The following is an 18,700-nucleotide window of genomic DNA, read 5'->3' on the forward strand; positions in this document are numbered from 1 at the left end:
CTTGACCCGATTGTTGTGCGGTACGTATGCAGGTCCAACCGCTAACGTTTACTTCCGACTACTTCAGCGGACCGATCTTGTCAGCTTCGATCGGCAACGAAGTCAGGTACATCATCGGTACGTGCGTATTAGTTACAAGCCTGTCATCGATGCGAGCCGAATCCGGCACGAATCCGACGATACCGTGCAGACCTGCAGGGTTGGCCCTTATCCAGTTAACCCGCCGGACATGCTTATCTAACTCATCCTTCGCTTCTCCTCGGAAGCGGCGGCAGATTTCGGCAACCTCAGCGACAGTCCGGGCAAGCTGCAAGCGCTTGCACTCAATGATCTGAATTTTTCCACTTGGCCTCCACGCCAAGACATCGACATCGCCGAGTTGGGCGGGACCACCCAATTCGGTCATCTGTACGTTGGTACGCGTCTGCCATCCGTTCTCGCGAAAATGATCGGCAACGAACCGAGCAAATGCATGACCCCTCTCGCTGTTTACCCTCCCGATGTACTGTTTCATCTCCTGCGAGGTGAAAAACTCTTTCGGCAGATGTCCTTTTTCTGACCTTTCCAGCAGGTATCCGACTCCAAGCCACAGCGAGCCGGCTCCGAAAAACACTTTGTCGTCGTCTTGCTCCCCAAAGACAAGAATAGGTCTGACCTTTGCAGAAAGCCTGCGACGGAATCGCCAGGGGTAAAGGTCCTGTTTTCTGAATCCCGGCGGCGGTTTGTCCCATGCCAGGCGATGAAAGATGCTGAAAGTACGGATGAATGCTTTGCTGGCATCGAGTGACAGGCCGCGGGCTTTAGTCAATCTCGTCTTGAGGTCGCCTAGCGTTGTCTCCACGACGACGCTGTCACGCTTGACCGCTAAATCCATGAGCTCCGCTAAACCGTCTACCGCTTCGTCCGGCGTTAAACCGAACTCAGTCCGAAATGCGCGAAAAAAATCGGCAGAAAATACCTCATCAGCGCTCGTTCGTTCGCCGGGGCGCTCATTTCGATACAATTTACTATACTCCCCTGCCGCCGCTTCGAATTCTTCACGGAAGTAAGCGGTCAAAAACGGTTTGATGACGGTGTTATGGAACCCGCGATCGATGGTGTACTCGCCATTCGGATGTAAGTCGATTCGGGGTTCAATCAGGTCACTATTGACCGCGTCAGAGTCCGTCGCAACTTCGACTAGCAGTGCCGCTTTGGCCAATAGTTCATCCAGTCCCCACCGGGAGAGCTGGCGGCCACCTACCTTTGGACACTCACAGATAGCCATTTCCAGGATAGTGCGGGCCGCCAACGAAACATTGGTCCGATCCGATTCCCGCTTTTGCGCGACAGCGAAGACATCCTCCTCCGGCGCATACAAGGCAAGGACTGCCTGTGCGGTACGGCGCCAGTGGTCACGGTCCTGGATAACGGCTTCATGCACCCCGAGCGCTTCGCGGATCACCGACGCCCTATCGAGCTGTTGCAACAACTCCCGGAGCTGATTCCAGACCTTGTCTACGACCCTGTGCAGGAATTCGTTGCACTCGACCTTCGACGTGATACTGGTACCAGGCCGAGCTACCGTACAACCTTCGGACAGTCTGAGCTTTGAAAAGACGAAGTCCTCATGAGCCAGAAAGATCGGCTTCTGGCCTTCCCGCGCCAGCAAGTGCTCAATGGGGTAATACGTATGAAAAAGATGGAGAACACGAATACCCGTGATGCCGATCACCCTGTTCATTAGGTCATCAAGGGCGGTCTCGTCAACATCCCCTGTCACACCTTGATGCAGGCTGACAAGGCCTTTCGCCATGCCGCGCAGGACTAACCTCTCACCGGTATTCTCAGGCTGCTGGAAATGCATGAGGAAATGCGGTGGAAACTTAATCTCGGCGGTTCGCTGCTCGAGGTTGACCGTAACTTCAGGCTCACCGATCACCATGCCTGGCTTGCGTTCCGCATACGTCTCAGGTACCTCGACTTCGCTAAAGTTGAGGTGAATCTCCACCGCGCCGGACGGTGCCTCTGGGTATAGAGCCTCGACCTCGAACACCAACCTGTTGTACAAGCCAATGAACCCAGACCATATCTCATAGAGAAGGTGTTGGATCTGCTTGCCACCCTCCCTTGGTTCCACCAGAAGCCAACTAGGGCCGCGCGGGGTCTCCACCGCGCCTGCCAGCACGCCCGCGTGCAAATGACCCAGGCTTGCGTAAATAGGGCGACCCTGCATGGACTTGAAGTACGCGTCCCTGCCGAACCGCATAACAGGCGAATAGTCACCATCTTTTGTCTGGAGGACGTGACGGTCCATCAGGTTTCGCACTTCCTTCCGGACAGGCAGGACCATGTCATTACTAATAGCAACCATGGAGCGGTTATCAACGGGTAAGTCACGCGGCACAAGCTGGTAGTTCAGGCGACGCCAGAAGCAATAGAAGTTGTAGTCACCGTTAATGTTCAGGAAGTGGACGCCTTCCCGCTCTGCCCATTCCTTCTGCTTGAGACATTTGAGGTACCGTGTAATTGGTCGATCGGGCTCGCCGGCCAGCATCAGAAGATCGGATATTCGAATAACCGACAAGCGCCACTGCTCCGGCCAATCCTTGAAGCCCAGAGCAAACCCACGGCCGAGGCCGCCCATTACCAGCAGCGTCATCCCTTCCGCGAAATCGGGTGACGCCCGGCAATGATCGGCCACGTGGTTTAGGTATCTTTCCAAGCTGGCTCGGAGGGGTTCTGGGTATTCCATGAAGCTAGAAAGACCCTGCTCCTCCAGCCAATCAAGCCGATCATGAAGAAGGACCACATGGAGGTACTTGTTGATGTCGTACTTGAGCAACCAAGCGTGCAGTGAAGGCACCTTTCCGTCTGGTACCGGCGGCTCGAGAGAGTAAGCTTCCCCTTTTAACTCCCAGAGTCCTTCTTGCTCGACTTGGTACGCCTGCCGCTTGGCGAGCGCGTCTGCGAACGGCTGAAGGTACCCCATCCGCCTTAACTCAAATAGAACAAAGCGCCTGATTGCAGGACTGACCGCGTGTGGCAAAGCAAGGACCAGTTCACCACTAAAGTCGACAAGAGGGCGTCTCTCCAGGGACGAGTGTCCGGTTAACTCCTCCGCGAGTACCTGCTTGTCTTCATCTCCCAGAATAAACGGCGTCAGTACCTCACGGTTGATACCGAGCGCATCGAGTTCGTTGTCAGTGAAGGTAATCGCGCGGGCCCGGTCTGCCACCCGGGTTGCCGGTGGCAATCTGACCGTACCTTTCGGGGCCGAAGGCTCGATGTGCCATCTCCGAAGGCCGACCCGTTCGGCAACGCAGTCGCTTAGTTTGAGCAATGCAAATGCGGGAAGCAACAGATCCCGGCATTTCTGTGGAGCTCTAGGGCTGCCCAGGGTATCGAGGACTACCTGAACGAAGTAATCATTTGATTCCCAGATACCTTCGAATACCCGCCGATTTCCTTTGGGTGTCTCGACACTGGTGACGAAGACATCTTCGACAGGATCCTCGAGCCTTGCAATCTCGGTGTTGCCGAGGTGCCTGTTCAGCCAGTGACCAATTTCAGTTAAGCCAGGTGTACAACGTCCGTGGCAGTGTGCCACGGCCAGGTGAACAAGGGTCTCTATACGGATTGTGTTGGCCTGTAGGGCAGGCACGGTCAGTAGGCCACCGAGTTGCGTGACAGTAGACTTTAGGTCGTACTTTCTAAGGGATGCTGCGATGCGTTTTAGCTCAGGAGCATTAAGTGGAACCATCCCCTCACCTGCCGACGTCTTATGGTGACCAGAGAACACCCGGGCTGCGGAGGTATTCGAGCGATCCCTCAGTTACTCGGGCCTCATAGCGCTCGTGGTGAGCGCTGGGGCGAGCATCAGAGCCCCGGTCCGCTGCACTGCGGAGTTAGACGGGTCACTGCATCAGCGCCTCCGCGGTACGCTTAAGCAGCTCGCTGCGTTCAGCGAGAAATTGCTGATAGTCATTGCTAAATAGAGATAGTGGGCAAAGCGCTCGTTGAAGGATTTCATCCACGACGGTCGGCATCCGTTCTCTGTAGGCGCTAGGCGCGTCACCTCCGAGAGTGGCATTGTCGGCCTTTGAGAGGAAGCAGAAGTTGGCCAGTACGCTGTGCTGATTGACGGGGACACCTACTCTGGTAAGAAAAGCCCGCGGATATAAATGGTGAAACTCGCTACGGTTATACTCCCGTAAAACTTTTTCCATCGCGACCTGCTGCCCGGAAACAAAGTTGAGCGGGCGCTGCTGCGCCAGAAGCAGGATGAACGTCGTCGTGTTAACGGTGTTCAGCCTGAACTCAGTGGACGTGAAGAAGTCGGGCTTCACGACAACGGGGAAATCGCCAAGGGTATTCGGCCGTCCCTCCTTGAGCATGGAGACAGCTTGAATGTCGTCACGCAGATTTCGCAGGACACCACTGCTATAGCGGCGAGAAAAACACGACCGCCAAAACCAACGCACGAGGCGCGCGCGCTGTTCGTCTGTAACCTGTACAAACTGTTCCCCCGGGCTCGCAAAGAACACCGACAGTGGCACGAGGATGGTCGAGAACGGCAGATTCGCGACCGTCTGCACGTTGACGTTGATGCGAAGAAAGTCGATGGCGCCCTTGACGCCGTTAACAATCTCCTTAAACCGGGTCCGCACATCCGCGCCGCGCAGTCTAATTAGGGCAGTTGGAGAGGCATCCCCTGCGAGAATCGCCGCGCAACATCTGAGAAGCAAGTTCGAGTCCTCACCGACTCCGGCGAAGCCGAACGGCTCAAGTTCGTCGCGCAGGTCCTCGAACGCACGCTGTAGCTCGAAATCTTCGCTCCAGGTCCAAGCCGTTAGCAACTGAAGCGTATCAAGCGGCACGCCCATCCGGTTGATGCGCTCGAAGACAATCGCAACCTTTGCTCGATCCTCGGTCGTAAGAAGCTGGTAGGGGATCCGTGCCTCCTTAAATCGGGCTTGCATGTCGTCGATGCGAACCAGGTCTTGGTCGCCAAACCTCTCGGTCGTGCGTCGATACTCAACGGGCCGGAAAAGCGTGTCCAAGGGAAAGTGACGCCGAGAGTCAACTTGCTCGGGCCGCAGGGCCACAAACTGCGACTCCTGCGCGTCCGGATCCGCCGATAGATCAAAATACACGTTTGCCCACTCGACGGTGGGATCGGGCCGGATCTCAGTCTGGAAAACGCCAAAGATAGATGTGATCCGTTGCTGACCGTCCAGGACGTAGTCGATCGGGTAATCAGGATCACGCTCGGGAAGGGGGAATGGGCCAAGTTGTTTTTCGTGCCGTAACTGTTCGCGCGTGCGCCAGAGCAAGAGCGATCCGAAGGGATAGCCTTTGTAGATGCTGTCCATGAGGAAGGCGACCTTTTCGGGGTCCCAGACGAAACCACGTTGAAACGCCGGGATGCGAATCTGGCCGCGGAGCACGAGATCGAGAATCTCGCGGATCGTCAGGTCGGCCACGGCATATCCCTCCAAATTATTAGTCGATATGTGCCTAACATCGGCTTCAGCTGCGCGCTTCAACCCGTCGGCTGCAAGACAGGGTTAGCCCCACAATCAAATCGCATAGTCTAGAAGGTTCGTAGACACTGCCTTTAGGAAACTGGTTGCTTGATGAAGGCAAGTCATGAGACCCCAAAGCGCCCATGGGCCCGTCGCTTTAGTTCCTCCGAATTGTGCGGAGGAGGCAAATATCCCTGGATCTATAACCAAGATTCCTCTTATCTCGGGTGTGTTGTTAAGGTGCTGTTCTACAGTCGATAGCTGCTGCCAGCCCGTGGAGCCTACGACGAAGAACGGAATATTTTTAAGGAATGGCCCCATCCACATTGTGGCATCGTAAGACCGGACCAGCGGGAACAGTTGCTTTGACGTTAAGACAGCTTCGTCCCATTGGGCCGCCACATTGGACTTTACCTCGATAACTGCTGCGACAGTTTCCGCAAGGAAAAGGCAGGATGTGGCGCCTCCCACAATGGGCAGGCTTGGACCAAAAGGAAATTCAATAACTACACTGAGCTGGCCACTTTTCCGTCCTTGTCCGTCGCCTCGCCAGTGCCGAAACGAAAAGTATTAGGTAGTACTTGCGCCAGAAAGTTGTCGATGAACTGCTGTCGCTCAAACCCTTTGGCGGCTGACGACATGCTCGAACTGGCTCTAAATCCTGCAATTAGCTGCTCTTGAATACCAGTAAGACGCTGGAGAACGTGAACGTTCTGAGCCATTAGTTCTTTGGTTGGTTAACATTTCCTGTCAAATAAGATTTTTCTGTCGATCGCATATTATAACTAACGAGAGTGGCTGTCAAGTTTTTCTCCTCCTCCGAAAATAGACTTTAAGCGGCAGTGTTTTCCAAGTTTTGCAGTTCGATCCGAAAGTCGATAGCCTCGAGCCGTTTCTTCAGTCTTCTAAATGGGCTCACGGCACCAGTGAGTAACCGACCTACTTGCGCTGACGCAATTCACGATTCAATATAGCACAAACCCTGTTTTCATCCCCGGTGGCGACGATTAGCCGTCGTGACAGACTTCTATAGTGAAGCAAGGCCGGGTATGCGCGTACCCGGCTTTTATTTTTTTTAGAGATATGGGGGAGAGCGAGGGGACAGTGAACTGTATGTCCATCAAGATGTTGCCTTATCGGGGGCGAATTGCCGGCGAAGTCCGTCCGGCGTATTTTTTGAAGGCTTTTGGGTGGAAAGTGCCATCTATGCGTATTTTTTCTTTCGGCAGGTGCAACTTTGCCTGTCCGTATTGCAAGCGGAACGGGCAGTGGGTTGCACCCGACGGCAGCATTTATACTGCTGTCGATGTAGATGATGTAGATAAGGTTGGGCTGACCAGATAGCTTATAGATCGCCCGACCTGATTTTGGTGGAGGGGGCCCCGTACTGGGTGTCCTTCTGCTTGGTTTGCCCTTACATGCGCTTTTACCGTTAGGAAAACCATCCTTGCCCGGTGTACTTGCGGGAAGATCCGGGAAATTGGCGGACTGTGGGAATTTTGGTTTGGAGCGGCAGGAAAAAGGGCGAAATTGGTGAAAAATAAAGTATTCGATGGAAACTACCTGGTAAGAGCTGGAACAGTAGGTGTAATTATGGAGTTAACCTACCGTAACAGCTCGAGAAGCGCTTGGGGCGGGTGCGGAATAGTGGTGTACCTCTATTTGCGCTGGTTGAGCTGAGTCTCAGCGGGTAGATAGTGGCGACGTCGGAATGGTTATTTGATGCGCTCGAAGCTTAGTGAATCGCGAAAAGGTTCGACCGGCAAAGGTCCTCTTGCTTATACAGGAAACAGCCTCTTAACGGCTTATGGTCTAGGTTTGCTGGCAGCAATGTTGGCAGCAGAGTGCCTGATTTAAAGTCAGGATAACAGGTGAATCCGTCGGGAGGCGTGTGGCTACAATTCACCTGATTAGTAATTTGACGGGGGATGAAGGTGCTGTGTATGACGTTTCCTGGGATATCGAGACCGGAGGAATATTATTGAAAGACGAAGCAGCAGAGAGCATTCCCGGCGCGGTTCGACCTGTTTTTCACGAAGAATTGGATCTTTTGGGTCTCCAGAATTATTGGAAGTATGAGCCGCATATGGTGCCTCTTCTATGGGCTGTGGGACGCCGTTACTATTACCGAGGGCAGTTTGTGGCGGAGGCGATTGGTGGCAGCTTTTTCGAGCGCCCGCGCATGCATGTTCAGGCTGAGGGATTGGCACTTGAGCCGGTAGATCTGTCCGGGATGTTAGAGAGGAACGACTCTATCCTTAGGGACATGGTGCACGCGACGCTGGATTGCATAAAAGCGGTCCATGAGCGGTATCGCGACCGCGTGGATACAGTAGCGGTGGCTTTTAGCGGGGGCAAGGATTCCCTGGTGCTGCTCGACCTTGTGCAGCGGGTGTTGCCGCCGGATGAATTCGTGGTGGTCTTCAACGACACTACGATGGAGCTTTCCGCAACTTACGAAGCAGTAGAAGCGGCCAAAAAACGGTGGGGAAAGTTGCGGTTTTTCACCGCGCGCGCCCCGCGCCCGGCGCGAGAGACCTGGCAAGAATTCGGTCCGCCGAGTCGTTTACACCGGTGGTGCTGCACGGTGCACAAGTCTGCTCCCACCCTGCGCCTGCTGAGAGAGATGTGCGGGAGACCAGCGGTGAGAGCTCTGATATACGACGGGAACCGAAGAGAAGAAAGCCCAGCACGCGCCGCCTACCCGGCGGTTTCCGAAGGGAAGAAGCATCCCGGCCAAATTAATGTCAGCCCGCTGCTGAATTGGGGCCTTACAGAAGTTCATCTTTATCTGATGTGTCGGGATCTTCTATTGAACAGGGCGTACAGGTGGGGCGTGGTCCGCGTCGGCTGCGCGGTTTGCCCCTTTGCTTCGCAGTGGAGTAACTTCGTCTGCGGGTTCTGTTTTCGGGAAGATGCGCTTATTTTCTTAGAGTTGCTGGAGAGCTATGCAAGAAAAAAGGGGATAAGCAGCGAGGTGGGTAGACGGCGATTCATCGCTGAGCGCTCCTGGGCAAGCCGGGCCGGTGGGCGTGAAATGGCGGCACGGGCCAGGGTTTTTCTGGAGGAGCAAGACGGTCAGGTTGTTTTCCTGCTGCGGCGCCCCCGTGAGGATTGGTTGGAATGGGCAAAGGCCTTAGGCTCCGTAGAACTTGAAGCACCAGGGCGGGGGGTAATAACGAACAGCTTCGGTTCTTTCCCTTTTCGTCTCCGGGACTATGAAAAGGGGCTCGCAGTCACCATCACCCGCGTGGCGGGTACTGACCCCATTTTCAAGAGTCGGTTGCGGGCGGTGGCCAACAAGGCGGCCTACTGTGTCGGCTGTAGAAGTTGTGAGGTGGAATGCCCCACAGGGGCGCTCCGTGTGGACAAAAAGGTGGCAATCAACGCCGTGCGGTGCAGCCATTGCGGGCGGTGTCTCTCTTTTGTAGAGAAGAGTTGCCTGGCGGCGAAGTCACTCTCTGTAACTGGGAGCGGTGATCGCGTGAAAGGTTTGAACAGATATCAGGAGTTTGGTATGAGAAAGCAGTGGCTTGCGGAATACCTTAGGAATCCACAGAGCTGGTGGGTAGAGAATACGCTGGGCAATCGCCAACTGGAGGCCATGCGTGTCTGGTTGCGGGAGGCAGAACTTGCCGAGAATCAGAGCCTGGGGCTTACCCCGCTGGGAGACCGGCTGCAGCAGTTGGGGGCCGACCACTTGCTCACGTGGGCGGTGGTTTGGACCAACCTGGCCCACAACTCCGCCCTGGTGAACTGGTACGTGCAGGAGGTAGGCTGGGGCATCAGGTGGACCAAGCGGGGGCTTGTTTCGCTGATGTCGGAGGACCTAAGCCAGCGCACACGGGAAAACGCAGTCGACGCACTTGTCGGTCTCCTTACCCACACGCCGTTGGGCGAACAACTCGGGCTTGGCTGCGCGGAGAGGAAGGGGAGGGTGATCCAGGCGGTGACCAAACACGGCTGGGCCGACCCCCATCCCGTGGCTTTACTTTATGCGCTCTACCGCCTTGCGGAGAAGTTAACACGTTACAACTTTACTCTTAGTGAACTGTTTGAAGAAAAAATTGAAAGCCCCTTTCTTCTCTTCGGTGTCGGCCGGGAACTGCTGACGCGGTATCTGCAGGGCCTTTCGGTGAACCGGCCGGATTGGATCCGTGTAGAAGCCGTCCGGGATCTGGACAATGTTTACCTCGAAGAGGGGCGGCGGGCTTTCGAGGTGCTCGACCTTGTACTGGCGAGGACATAGAGGTTGGGTAAAGCACCAAGGTTTTGGGCTCCGCGTGGCCTGGCTGGAGTCGTACTACCGCAGGCCTGCGGACTGGCACCAACTTTTAGGAAGCCGTCACGTGGAAGCGGTTGAGGTCTGGCTCAGGACGGCGGGCCTTCTTGAAGATAAGAACGGGCGCAAAACCCCGTTAGCGGCGCGGTTGCATGCACATGGACAATCCCGCTACCTGGGAACTTGTTTGGGTACATGTGGTGTTCAACTGGGTTACAGCCCGGGTGGTATGTGCTGAAGATGGGGTTCGGTTGCTGGACGACAAGAGAGTTGCGAAGGAGGCTGCAAGAATCGGTATAGGAACTGCCCCATGCACAAGCCGCAATGCCGTCAACGAACTGGTGGGTTTCTTGGAAAATACGCCGGTCGGCTCCGTTCTTAGGCAGGGGAGGATATAGAAGCTGCGTCCCCGTTTGGGTTGAGCGGCAGGGATATCCTTCGCCGTCGGAGGACGCGATGCAGCTGGCGCTCGAGAGGCTTTTTGGAACGCAAGGGCGCAACAATTATGTACTTTGAGGAGCATCTACCTTGGCCGTGGACTATCTTTGGTTGTTCCCGGCAGGAGGGGCTTGAGGTTCTGAGTAGCCGGTTGCTCCGGGAGCAGTTTGAGGTGGTTGGCAGTGGGCTCCAACCCATCATGATAATACGACAGAGGTGAAGGATAAAGTGAGCGGCTGGCTCTATACGGATTACCTGGAAATCGACCAGCAGTTCGTCGACGTTTACACCGAAGAGGTCGATAGACAGCATGCCAGGGCTTGGCAGTCCTATATTCCGGAGGCGAATACGCGGGCGCTGCTGGAACGTATTTGGGGGATACTGGAGCGGAGGTCGCCGAAGCCACCGTTTATCTACGGCCCATACGGGACGGGCAAGACGTTCACCGCTTTTCTCATTAAGCACCTCTTGGAAGACGCCTTAGACGAGATAGAGCCCTTTTTTGCCAAATATTCTGCCATCAAAGACCTCTGGCCTCGGTGGCGGGCGCTCAGAGAGCGAGGCCCTTACGTAGTGGCCTATCGGTCTGCGGCTACCGATGCGAGTTCACCCTTCCGGCTGGTGTACATTGTGCAGGAACGGATCGCGCAGGCCCTGAAGGAAAAGGGGTACAGTGCTACAACGACAGAGACCATAAGGTCGGCAGTGCTGCGAAAGCTTACCAATTCGGAATCGACCTTTATCTGGCCGCGGGCTTTTGAGAAGCATCGCCATCGTTTTAAGGAGTTCACGAAGCCGGAAGAGGTGATCGCGCGGCTTACGGAGACAGGCACGGAGGGCGAAACACTTGGCCTCTTGGACCGCGTAAGGCGGACGTTAGAAGACGAAGACATTGTGGTGCTACGTTCCGCTCAGGAACTAAAGTCTTGGATTAAAGAGGTTATCGTTCAAAACGGCCTACAGGGACTCCTCTTTTTGTGGGACGAATTCACGGACTTTTTCAAAATTCCCGGGGCACCGGTCGACCTGGTGCAGGAACTAGCGCATGCAGCAGAGGACACCCATTTTTATTTCGGGCTCATTACTCATCTGGCCCCAGACACTATACTCAAGGTCGACGAGGCATCGCGGCGCAAGTTTCTCGACCGGTTCCACCGTCACCACCTTGAACTTGCGGAAGTGACGGCCTACCGCTTGATGAGTGCCGTGCTCCAGGTCAAGACAGAAAGGAAAGCTGAGTGGGAGCGGAAACACGAAACGCTGTGGAACGAAGTGGGAAGGGCCAGCTCGTTGGTTATCATGCTGCAGGGCGAAACGAAGGAAGACCTGCGCAATGTTGTGCCGATCCACCCTTGTACGGCATTGACTTTGGCGAACATAGCCCGGCTGTTTAGCTCGAGCCAGCGGACGCTGTTCCGGTTTCTCCGGGAGGAACGGCCGGATCGTTTTTGCTTTCCCCGCTTTCTGCGGGAGTACCCGCGTGACGGCTGGCGCTGGCTGACGGCGGATCACCTCTGGGATTACTTCTATGCCGATGATGACCCGGAGTATCCCGAGGAAATCCGCCGTTTCATCAGACACTATCGTGCCAACGTAGAAAAAATTACTGACGAGGTCGAGTGCCGTGTATATAAGCTCGTGCTTCTCTTTGACCTTTTGCACCGCAGGCTGCCTGTGTCAGAGGAAAGCCAATTTTCATTTAAGCCAACGCGTAGCCGCGTGCAACGCGTTTTTGAAGGAGTGCTTGACGGGGAGCGTGCTGTTGCGGCGTTAAACTCTTTGTGTAAACAGCATCTGTTGCAGCGCTATAGGGTGGGCCAAAACGAAGTCTATGTTCTGCCTCTGTTTGCGGTCGACGACAGAAAGATAAGGGAGATCAAAGATAGAATCAAGCAGACCAACCCGTTTCGCTCATTGACAAAAACAAACGGCGAATTTGGCAGGTTGATAGCTGACTCCTTTCAGGTCAACCCGCCTCTGGGACTGCGTCACCAGATGTGCACGGTGGCGGCTGACGAGTTCTTAGGTAGGCGGGAGCGGGTTTTGCCGCCGGAAAGTTTAAAGCCGTACCAGGTTGGCATCGTAATGGTGCTCCCGTTCGGAGAGGGTGAGGTTGCAACTGCCAGGGAGACAGCGCGGCGATTGAGTTCTGAAACGCCGCGGGTAATCTATGCAGTTGCTGGGAAGGAGTTTGCGGAATCACGGTGGGAACGTTGGGTTGAGCAGAGGGCGCTGGCGGAACATGCGCGGGAAAGAGGGGAAAGCGAGGGAGAGCGATCGTACAGGGAGATGGCGAAGATATTGGTAGAGGAATGGGTGCGAGATGTTGTCTCCCATGGTTTCCAAATGTACTTCCGCGGTGAGGTTGACTTCGTAGCAACGAAAGAGGGCTACGAGGAGTATCTAGAGGAAGCGGTTGAAAAACTCTATCCGTTACGTCCAGAACGCATCTTTCCCAGGGAAACGTTGTATACGGGATCTGCCGGTAAGCAGGCAGCGGAGATAGGGTTAGGGCTGGTTCAGAACCCGCAGGCCCCTTTCGGGGAGGCCGTAGATAAACTTAGGGGCGATGGGCTTTGGGATAATAAAGACTGGCCCCAGGAGCACCCACTCGCGGGAATGAGGGCTGAGTTGAGAAATATGCTCAGGAACCGAGAAGAGATAAACCTGCTAAAAGCCTGGGAGATGTTGATGGGAGTGCCGTATGGTCTTATACCGTCTCGGATCGGTATTATGTTGTTCGGCTTCCTGCTGCGTGAATACACAGAGGGGTATTATTATTGGGACGGCAACCGTTGCGAGGGTTTAAATGCAAGCACACTGGCCTCTCTGATAGATAATGTTGTTAAGCAGAAACGGGGTGCGGAAGATTACGCCATTCGCCGGATGCTTCCGGCTGAAGAGGAGGCGTGCCGTCTTCTGCGCGAGATTTTCGACCTGTCTTTTGAGGAAGCTCGCTATCTGCGGACTGCCCTCGTTCGGCTGCGCGAGCACTTCAGGCTGTTGGGCTATCCTTTATGGTCCCTGAGTTACGCGGGCTGAAGCCTTGGCCGGAAGCGACGTTGGAGGGGATAGAGAGATTGCAGAAAGCTATGGCCGAAGGCTCAGAAACGGGTGTTTGGTCACAGGATCGGGTCGAGGCGCTCAAGAACGACCTTGCTACGCTGGCTTCGTACGTGACAAGGGATATCGCTTGTCACAAGGCTCACTATGAGAAGGGTATGGGCTGCTTTTTTGAGCAGGAAAATCCGGGTCTCCTGGAAAAGGCTCGGAAGTTAGGCCTGAGCATGGATAGACTTATGGAAAAACTCCGCGCCTTGTTGCAGGAGGAGGTGGCTTTCTGGAAGCAAGCAAAGGCAGCCCAGAGGTTGCAGCAACTTCATGAGGAGTGCGAGGTAACGCTTGCTCTAAACGAACTTATGGGTTACAGGGCCAAGGAGCTGCCGGCGGCGCTTGATTACCTTCGCAACGATTGGCTTCGTAGCTACGGAAAGTTGCCTCTCTGGCTGATTGCTGACACTGCTCGGGAGAAGTCCAGGGAGCCCTTGAGTTTTCTGTGTGAACTTTGCCAGGCCAGAGACTTTGACTCCGCCAGGGATTACGAACGTCTGAGCAATTGGGCGGCGCACTCTTTGCTGCTTCGGCACCACAAAGAAGCCGTGCGGGAAGCGGTGCGGGAACAAACGCGAGCTCTTCAACGGTGGATACAAGAGCGGTTACAGGTAGATGTTCCTATTGATGATGTCCGGGAGTTAATCGCAAGATTGCCGGAATTGCATGCCGTGCAGCACCATGAAGTAGAGGATCAGGTTCGCAAGCACCTCGGCGAGCTTGAACGGCAACGTCTGGTTGCTCAATTGCAACAACATTGGCAAGAGCTTACCGGGACCCGGACGCCTGGCGACTGGAGTCGGCAGGTCGGGATACCCGCTCACTTTATTGTGGAGAGAGAAGTACAACAAATCATGGAAGTGGTGGAACGAGCGCATGACAAAACCGAAAGCCAGCTCCGTGTGGCCCTAACAAAGCTGCAGAACTGCGCAGATGTTATAGGTAGTTTGAAGGATGCAGAATGGGTTAAGAAGAGGTTTATTGAGCGTGTTGTCAGGGATTACGCCGTGCTTATAGAAACCGAGGCTGATTTGGCAAAGTTGAAGGGGTATCTTGCTGAGAGATTAGGGCCGAGCTTTGCCCACTCGGATTTGGCACAGGCTCAGGACCTCGTTGGAGAGTGGGCGAAAGATTATTACCGTCAGTTTGGCTACGAGCGGGTGAGAAGCAAACTGAGAGAACTCCCTGCCGAACGTGTTAAGGCGATACTCGAAAAGCTAGCTCAGGATCCAAGGGTCGGTATCTTGTTGCTGCGTGAGTCCTAAGCATTAAGAAGTCGAGGGTTGGCGCAATGAGCCTTCAACTCAAATCTTTTTGCAGTACAGATAGTTTTATCAAAGAACTGCGCGAAGATGCCAAGCGTGCGGAGAGATTTCCGGTGCGGATTATTCTGGTTGAAGGTCTTGGCTCTTGGCAGAAGTTGGTGAAGCGTCTACAACCGGAAGTTGATACTGTGCTTCGCCTTTCTTCTTTTTGTGGGGGAGAAGATACGTATCCCTGCGGCACGTCGGCGAGACACTGGTTGACAGAAAGGTTGCGGGAGCATTCACCAAGTACGATACTTATACTACCGCTGGCAGAATGGCTGCGGTTAGAAGCGGGGCACGAGGAACAAGAGGCTTTCGAGCTATTAGTGAATCTGGTGCAGATGGAAAAAGTAGGTGACAAGCGGATCTATGTTCCTCTGCTGGAGGCTGCAGAAGCAGTACGCAGATTGGAGGAGCGCGTTGTGCGTTACCACGCACAGGGCGAACTGCCACCCGTATGGAAAATAGCAGGCCAAGGCTCGGTGACGGTGAAGGTCTTCCCGTTTGTTCCTAAATACGATACCAGCCGCGTAATCCAAGGAATTAGGGCATACTTAGAATGTTGGGAGACCGGAGGCGCTGAACAAGTAGTTCTCGTCACCAAATGGGCTGAGTGGTTGAAAGGATGCAAAGCCACGTTTACGCTCGAGGTCCTTAAGAACGCCTATGAAGTACTGGCCAAGAGGGTGGCTTCGTGGCCAGTTGACCTTAGGGAGGAATTGGGTTCGAAAGATGATTGGTTCTGGCTCGCACAGGAGAGTCGCAAGGGCGAATCCTTTTCCCATCTGGCTGCCCGACTTCTGAACATGAAGGAATATGACAGTTTGGGATTGATGGAACGATGGAAAGGACTGGAGCCACGGCAGCGCTGGCTGGGCTGGCTTTGGAGCAAACTCGAGCAAGCTCAGACAGGATATTTGGGGAAGGTGGTAACAGCCAGTACTGGTGTGAACGATTTTGAAAGACGCTTGATATGGTCTGTGTTAGAGGCTTGGCCGACTCCGAAAGAGGCACGAGAGAAAAAAAGCTTGTTAGTAAACATGGGATTAGAAGAAATCCCCCGGGCATTTCTGGAGAAGGTGAGGGAACTCCGCGATCCTTTACACCGTCTTGCCTGTTTGACAGGTTTTTCTGAAGATGATAAGGAATTGGCGTTGCTCGCCGTAAAAGAACTGATGGAAAGTGATGCCTCGGGAGACGAATGGTGGGAGTATCTTGAGGTGGCATACCCGGAACTTTTGTGGTACTTGAGGGTGCCTCCAGTAACGGAGGTTCCAGAGGCCCAACTTCAGGAGTATTTCTGGTTATACACGCGTTCGCGGGTACGTGACGAACCTGACGCGAGGTTGCTCGAACTGGCCCAGCAGATAGCTACCGACCAGATTCTTTGGAAATGCCGCACAAGGGATCAGGTACTGGAAGAACTGAAGTGTCAGGGCGTGATGAACATATTATGGGTTGATGGGTTGGGCATGGAGTGGCTCGGTGTGCTTCTGGAGACCCTTCGCACGCGCGAAGATGTGAGCGTGACTATTGAAGTGGCACGTGCCAATCTGCCGACTACTACGGAGAATAATAGGGGTTGGGACACGGAAAAAGCAGTGGTGCGCACTATAGACCGTGATGGGCACGAAGTTCCCTATCCCTGGGCACTAATCAAACAACTGAGTACTGTCCGTGAGGTGGCAAACCGGGCCCTGAGTTTTCTCGATACAATGGAACAGGTCGTCATTACCGCCGACCATGGGTTAACCCGCTTTGCAAAAACAAGTGGCGGCATTCGTTTGGCTGGTAACGTTCAAGTGCACAAGTGGGGACGCTGTGCTACTGTGCCGAGCGGGTTTTCTCTCAAGCCAGAGCTCCAGGCCGACTGCTTGCTTCAGGGCTGTACACTTATTCTTCTTACGCATGAGAAGTTTTATGGCCAGAGCGGGACAGCATATCAAGTACACGGAGGAGCTACACCCGAGGAGTGGCTGGTGCCTGTGGTGAGGGTGCGCAGGATCGATCGCGGCTACGGTGTGCAAGCGGTGAGGGTGCTTACGCCGCAAGTTTTGTTCAATGTCCGGGGAGAAGGAGAACTAAGGGTAGAACTGGTGGGCTATAAAGGAAAAGCAGTGGAATTGCGTACCAGCCAGTACATTTTCGAAGGCAAGCAGACACCCGGAGGAGTATGGGTGTTTTACCTTCGTGGTCTGAAAGGTGGTCGTTATCAGGGTTTCTTGCAGGGTGACGCCGGAGAACTGGCCGAAATAGAATTTGACGCCGTAAGGGGGTTAGTCGAAGAAGATCTCGGTCTGTGAGGTGAACGTTTTGACGCAACTGGATCAGACTATCGGAAAAATGAGGTCCGTTTTTAGCGGCATGGTGGTTTACAAGAACCCGCAGCAGAACAGTTTCTTTCAAAGTCTTAACATACCGCCTTACCTTCGTGACTGGCTCACCATGAAGTTCGGTGGGAAAGAGGGAAAAATAGATTCTGAGCAGATCCAAGGCTTTGTTAGCCGCTATATCCCCCGGCGTAGGGACTGGGAGCGCCTTAAGGTCGAAATGATCAAGGAAGCGCGGCGTGTACGTTTTCTTGCCAAGGTTCAGGTCACTATTGATGTACAGTCCGGAGAAGGGCTGTTTCATTTACCCGACTTAGGCTTCCCACGCAAGAAATACGAGGCACGTATCGCTGGCAGACTGCTGCGCGAGAAAAAGGAAGAACTCTTGGTCTCTTCAGAAACGTGGGGTGTAATCGAACTCGAATGGGTACCCGCTGGTGTCAAAGGCAAGAGAGGGCAAGGCAGCGTGGTAATGATTGATTTCACTCCCTTTCGTCCTTACACGATCGATGTGGATTTCTACCGGGAGGCTCGAAGGGAGTTTTCGGTTGAGGAATGGATAGATGTCCTGTTATTAGCTGTGGATTACCATCCCGCAGGCTTTTTGGACGAGAGGCAGAAGCTTGCACTCCTGAGTCGGCTTCTCCCCTTGGTAGAAAAGAGGGTCAACCTTGTGGAACTAGCTCCCAAAGGAACTGGTAAATCCTACCTGTTCTCGCAGATTAGTAAGTACGGGTGGTTGGTCAGTGGCGGCAGCGTGAGCAGAGCGCGCCTCTTTTATGATTTGAACCGGCGGGAAACGGGTCTCGTCAGCCGCTACGACTATGTAGCTTTGGACGAGATCCAAAGCATTAGCTTTCCGGATGAAGAGGAGATTCGAGGGGCGCTAAAAGGCTACTTGGAGAGCGGGGAATACCGCGTAGGTGATCAACTCGGTGTGGGAGAGGCGGGTCTGGTATTGTTGGGTAACATTAGCTACGAGTGCATGGACGAAAACAAGGTTATGCTCAGGGAACTACCAGCTGTTTTTCAAGAATCAGCCCTCCTTGATCGGTTTCACGGGTTTATCAAAGGTTGGAATATACCCAGGATGCGTGAGAATTTAAAGGCAGAGGGGTGGGGACTCAACACTGAGTATTTCTCCGAGGTCATGCATGCACTCCGAGATGATGTGCGCTATGCGAGCGTAGTAGACGAGTTGCTCCGCGTTCCCAAAGGTGCTGATACGCGGGATACACGGAGTATAAAGCGCCTCACAACAGCTTGGCTCAAGCTGTTGTTCCCGCACGTAGTTCAGTCAGAGACAGCGGACAGAGCGGCATTTGATAAGTATTGCCTCACACCAGCGCTAATGATGCGCGGCATTATCCGCAGGCAACTGCACTTAATGGATGCAGAGTATGCTGATATCTTACCCGAAATAGTTTTAGCAGGAGAATAGGAGTGACAGAATCAGCTTTCCCTTCCCGCTGGTGTGGGCTACGTTGGGTAAAAGGAAAGTGCTTGCTCTGGATCATCGAGATTCAACCGTGATTTGAATAAGTTTTTTCGGTTTCACGATGCTTCTACGCGAGGGTGTACGCGAAATGTGGTAGTTCAGTTGAATTGGCTAAAACAACACTGACTACGTGTCAGAAAGAGCTTTCATTCCTTCCTTGCTGTGGAAAGGGTCCAGAAGCGGGGAAAATGCTATGTCAGCTAATGGAACACCGTTGGATCGATGCT

Annotated in this window: 7 protein-coding genes; 5 read left to right on the forward strand and 2 right to left on the reverse strand. The window is 54.1% G+C overall.

Going from position 1 to position 18,700, the window contains the following annotated elements:
- Positions 1 to 58: 58 nt before the first annotated feature.
- Together DAUD_RS04005 and DAUD_RS04010 are read right to left on the reverse strand one after the other, a co-directional pair.
- The gene (locus DAUD_RS04005; protein ID WP_012301901.1) at positions 59 to 3,742 is read right to left on the reverse strand and encodes a hypothetical protein; all 3,684 of its coding nucleotides are present in this window, start codon (positions 3,740 to 3,742) and stop codon (positions 59 to 61) included.
- A 154-nt stretch (positions 3,743 to 3,896) separates the two neighbouring features.
- A complete protein-coding gene (locus DAUD_RS04010; RefSeq protein ID WP_012301902.1) occupies positions 3,897 to 5,465 on the reverse strand; it encodes a GmrSD restriction endonuclease domain-containing protein in 1,569 nt (522 codons plus the stop codon).
- Between the two features lie 2,023 nt (positions 5,466 to 7,488).
- Here DAUD_RS04010 and DAUD_RS04025 point away from each other — a divergent pair.
- From DAUD_RS04025 to brxL, 5 genes are all read left to right on the forward strand, one after another.
- On the forward strand, positions 7,489 to 9,756 hold the full coding sequence (locus DAUD_RS04025; RefSeq protein WP_012301903.1) for a phosphoadenosine phosphosulfate reductase domain-containing protein: 2,268 nt from the start codon (positions 7,489 to 7,491) through the stop codon (positions 9,754 to 9,756).
- Positions 9,757 to 10,443: 687 nt separating this feature from the next.
- On the forward strand, positions 10,444 to 13,269 hold the full coding sequence (locus DAUD_RS04030) for a hypothetical protein (RefSeq protein ID WP_166485107.1): 2,826 nt from the start codon (positions 10,444 to 10,446) through the stop codon (positions 13,267 to 13,269).
- 38 nt (positions 13,270 to 13,307) lie between these two features.
- Complete coding sequence (locus DAUD_RS04035; RefSeq protein WP_012301905.1) at positions 13,308 to 14,603, forward strand: hypothetical protein; 1,296 nt, start codon at positions 13,308 to 13,310, stop codon at positions 14,601 to 14,603.
- Positions 14,604 to 14,629: 26 nt separating this feature from the next.
- Entirely contained in the window at positions 14,630 to 16,948 is a 2,319-nt protein-coding gene (pglZ, locus tag DAUD_RS04040; protein ID WP_012301906.1) for a BREX-4 system phosphatase PglZ, read from the forward strand.
- 1 nt (position 16,949) lies between these two features.
- Positions 16,950 to 18,416 carry a BREX system Lon protease-like protein BrxL gene (gene brxL, locus DAUD_RS04045; RefSeq protein ID WP_416352924.1) on the forward strand — a complete coding sequence of 489 codons (1,467 nt, stop codon included), beginning with the start codon at positions 16,950 to 16,952 and terminating at the stop codon, positions 18,414 to 18,416.
- The last annotated feature ends 284 nt before the right edge of the window (positions 18,417 to 18,700 follow it).

Origin of the sequence: Candidatus Desulforudis audaxviator MP104C (genome assembly GCF_000018425.1) — a bacterium.
In the GTDB taxonomy this organism is placed as follows: Bacteria; Bacillota; Desulfotomaculia; order Desulfotomaculales; family Desulforudaceae; genus Desulforudis; species Desulforudis audaxviator.

What these genes read in the sequence shown, in the direction of transcription:
- DAUD_RS04005 (WP_012301901.1), bottom strand. Translation starts at nt 3,742, where the DNA reads ATGGTTCCACTTAATGCTCCTGAGCTAAAACGCATCGCAGCATCCCTT.
- pglZ (WP_012301906.1), top strand. Translation starts at nt 14,630, where the DNA reads ATGAGCCTTCAACTCAAATCTTTTTGCAGTACAGATAGTTTTATCAAA.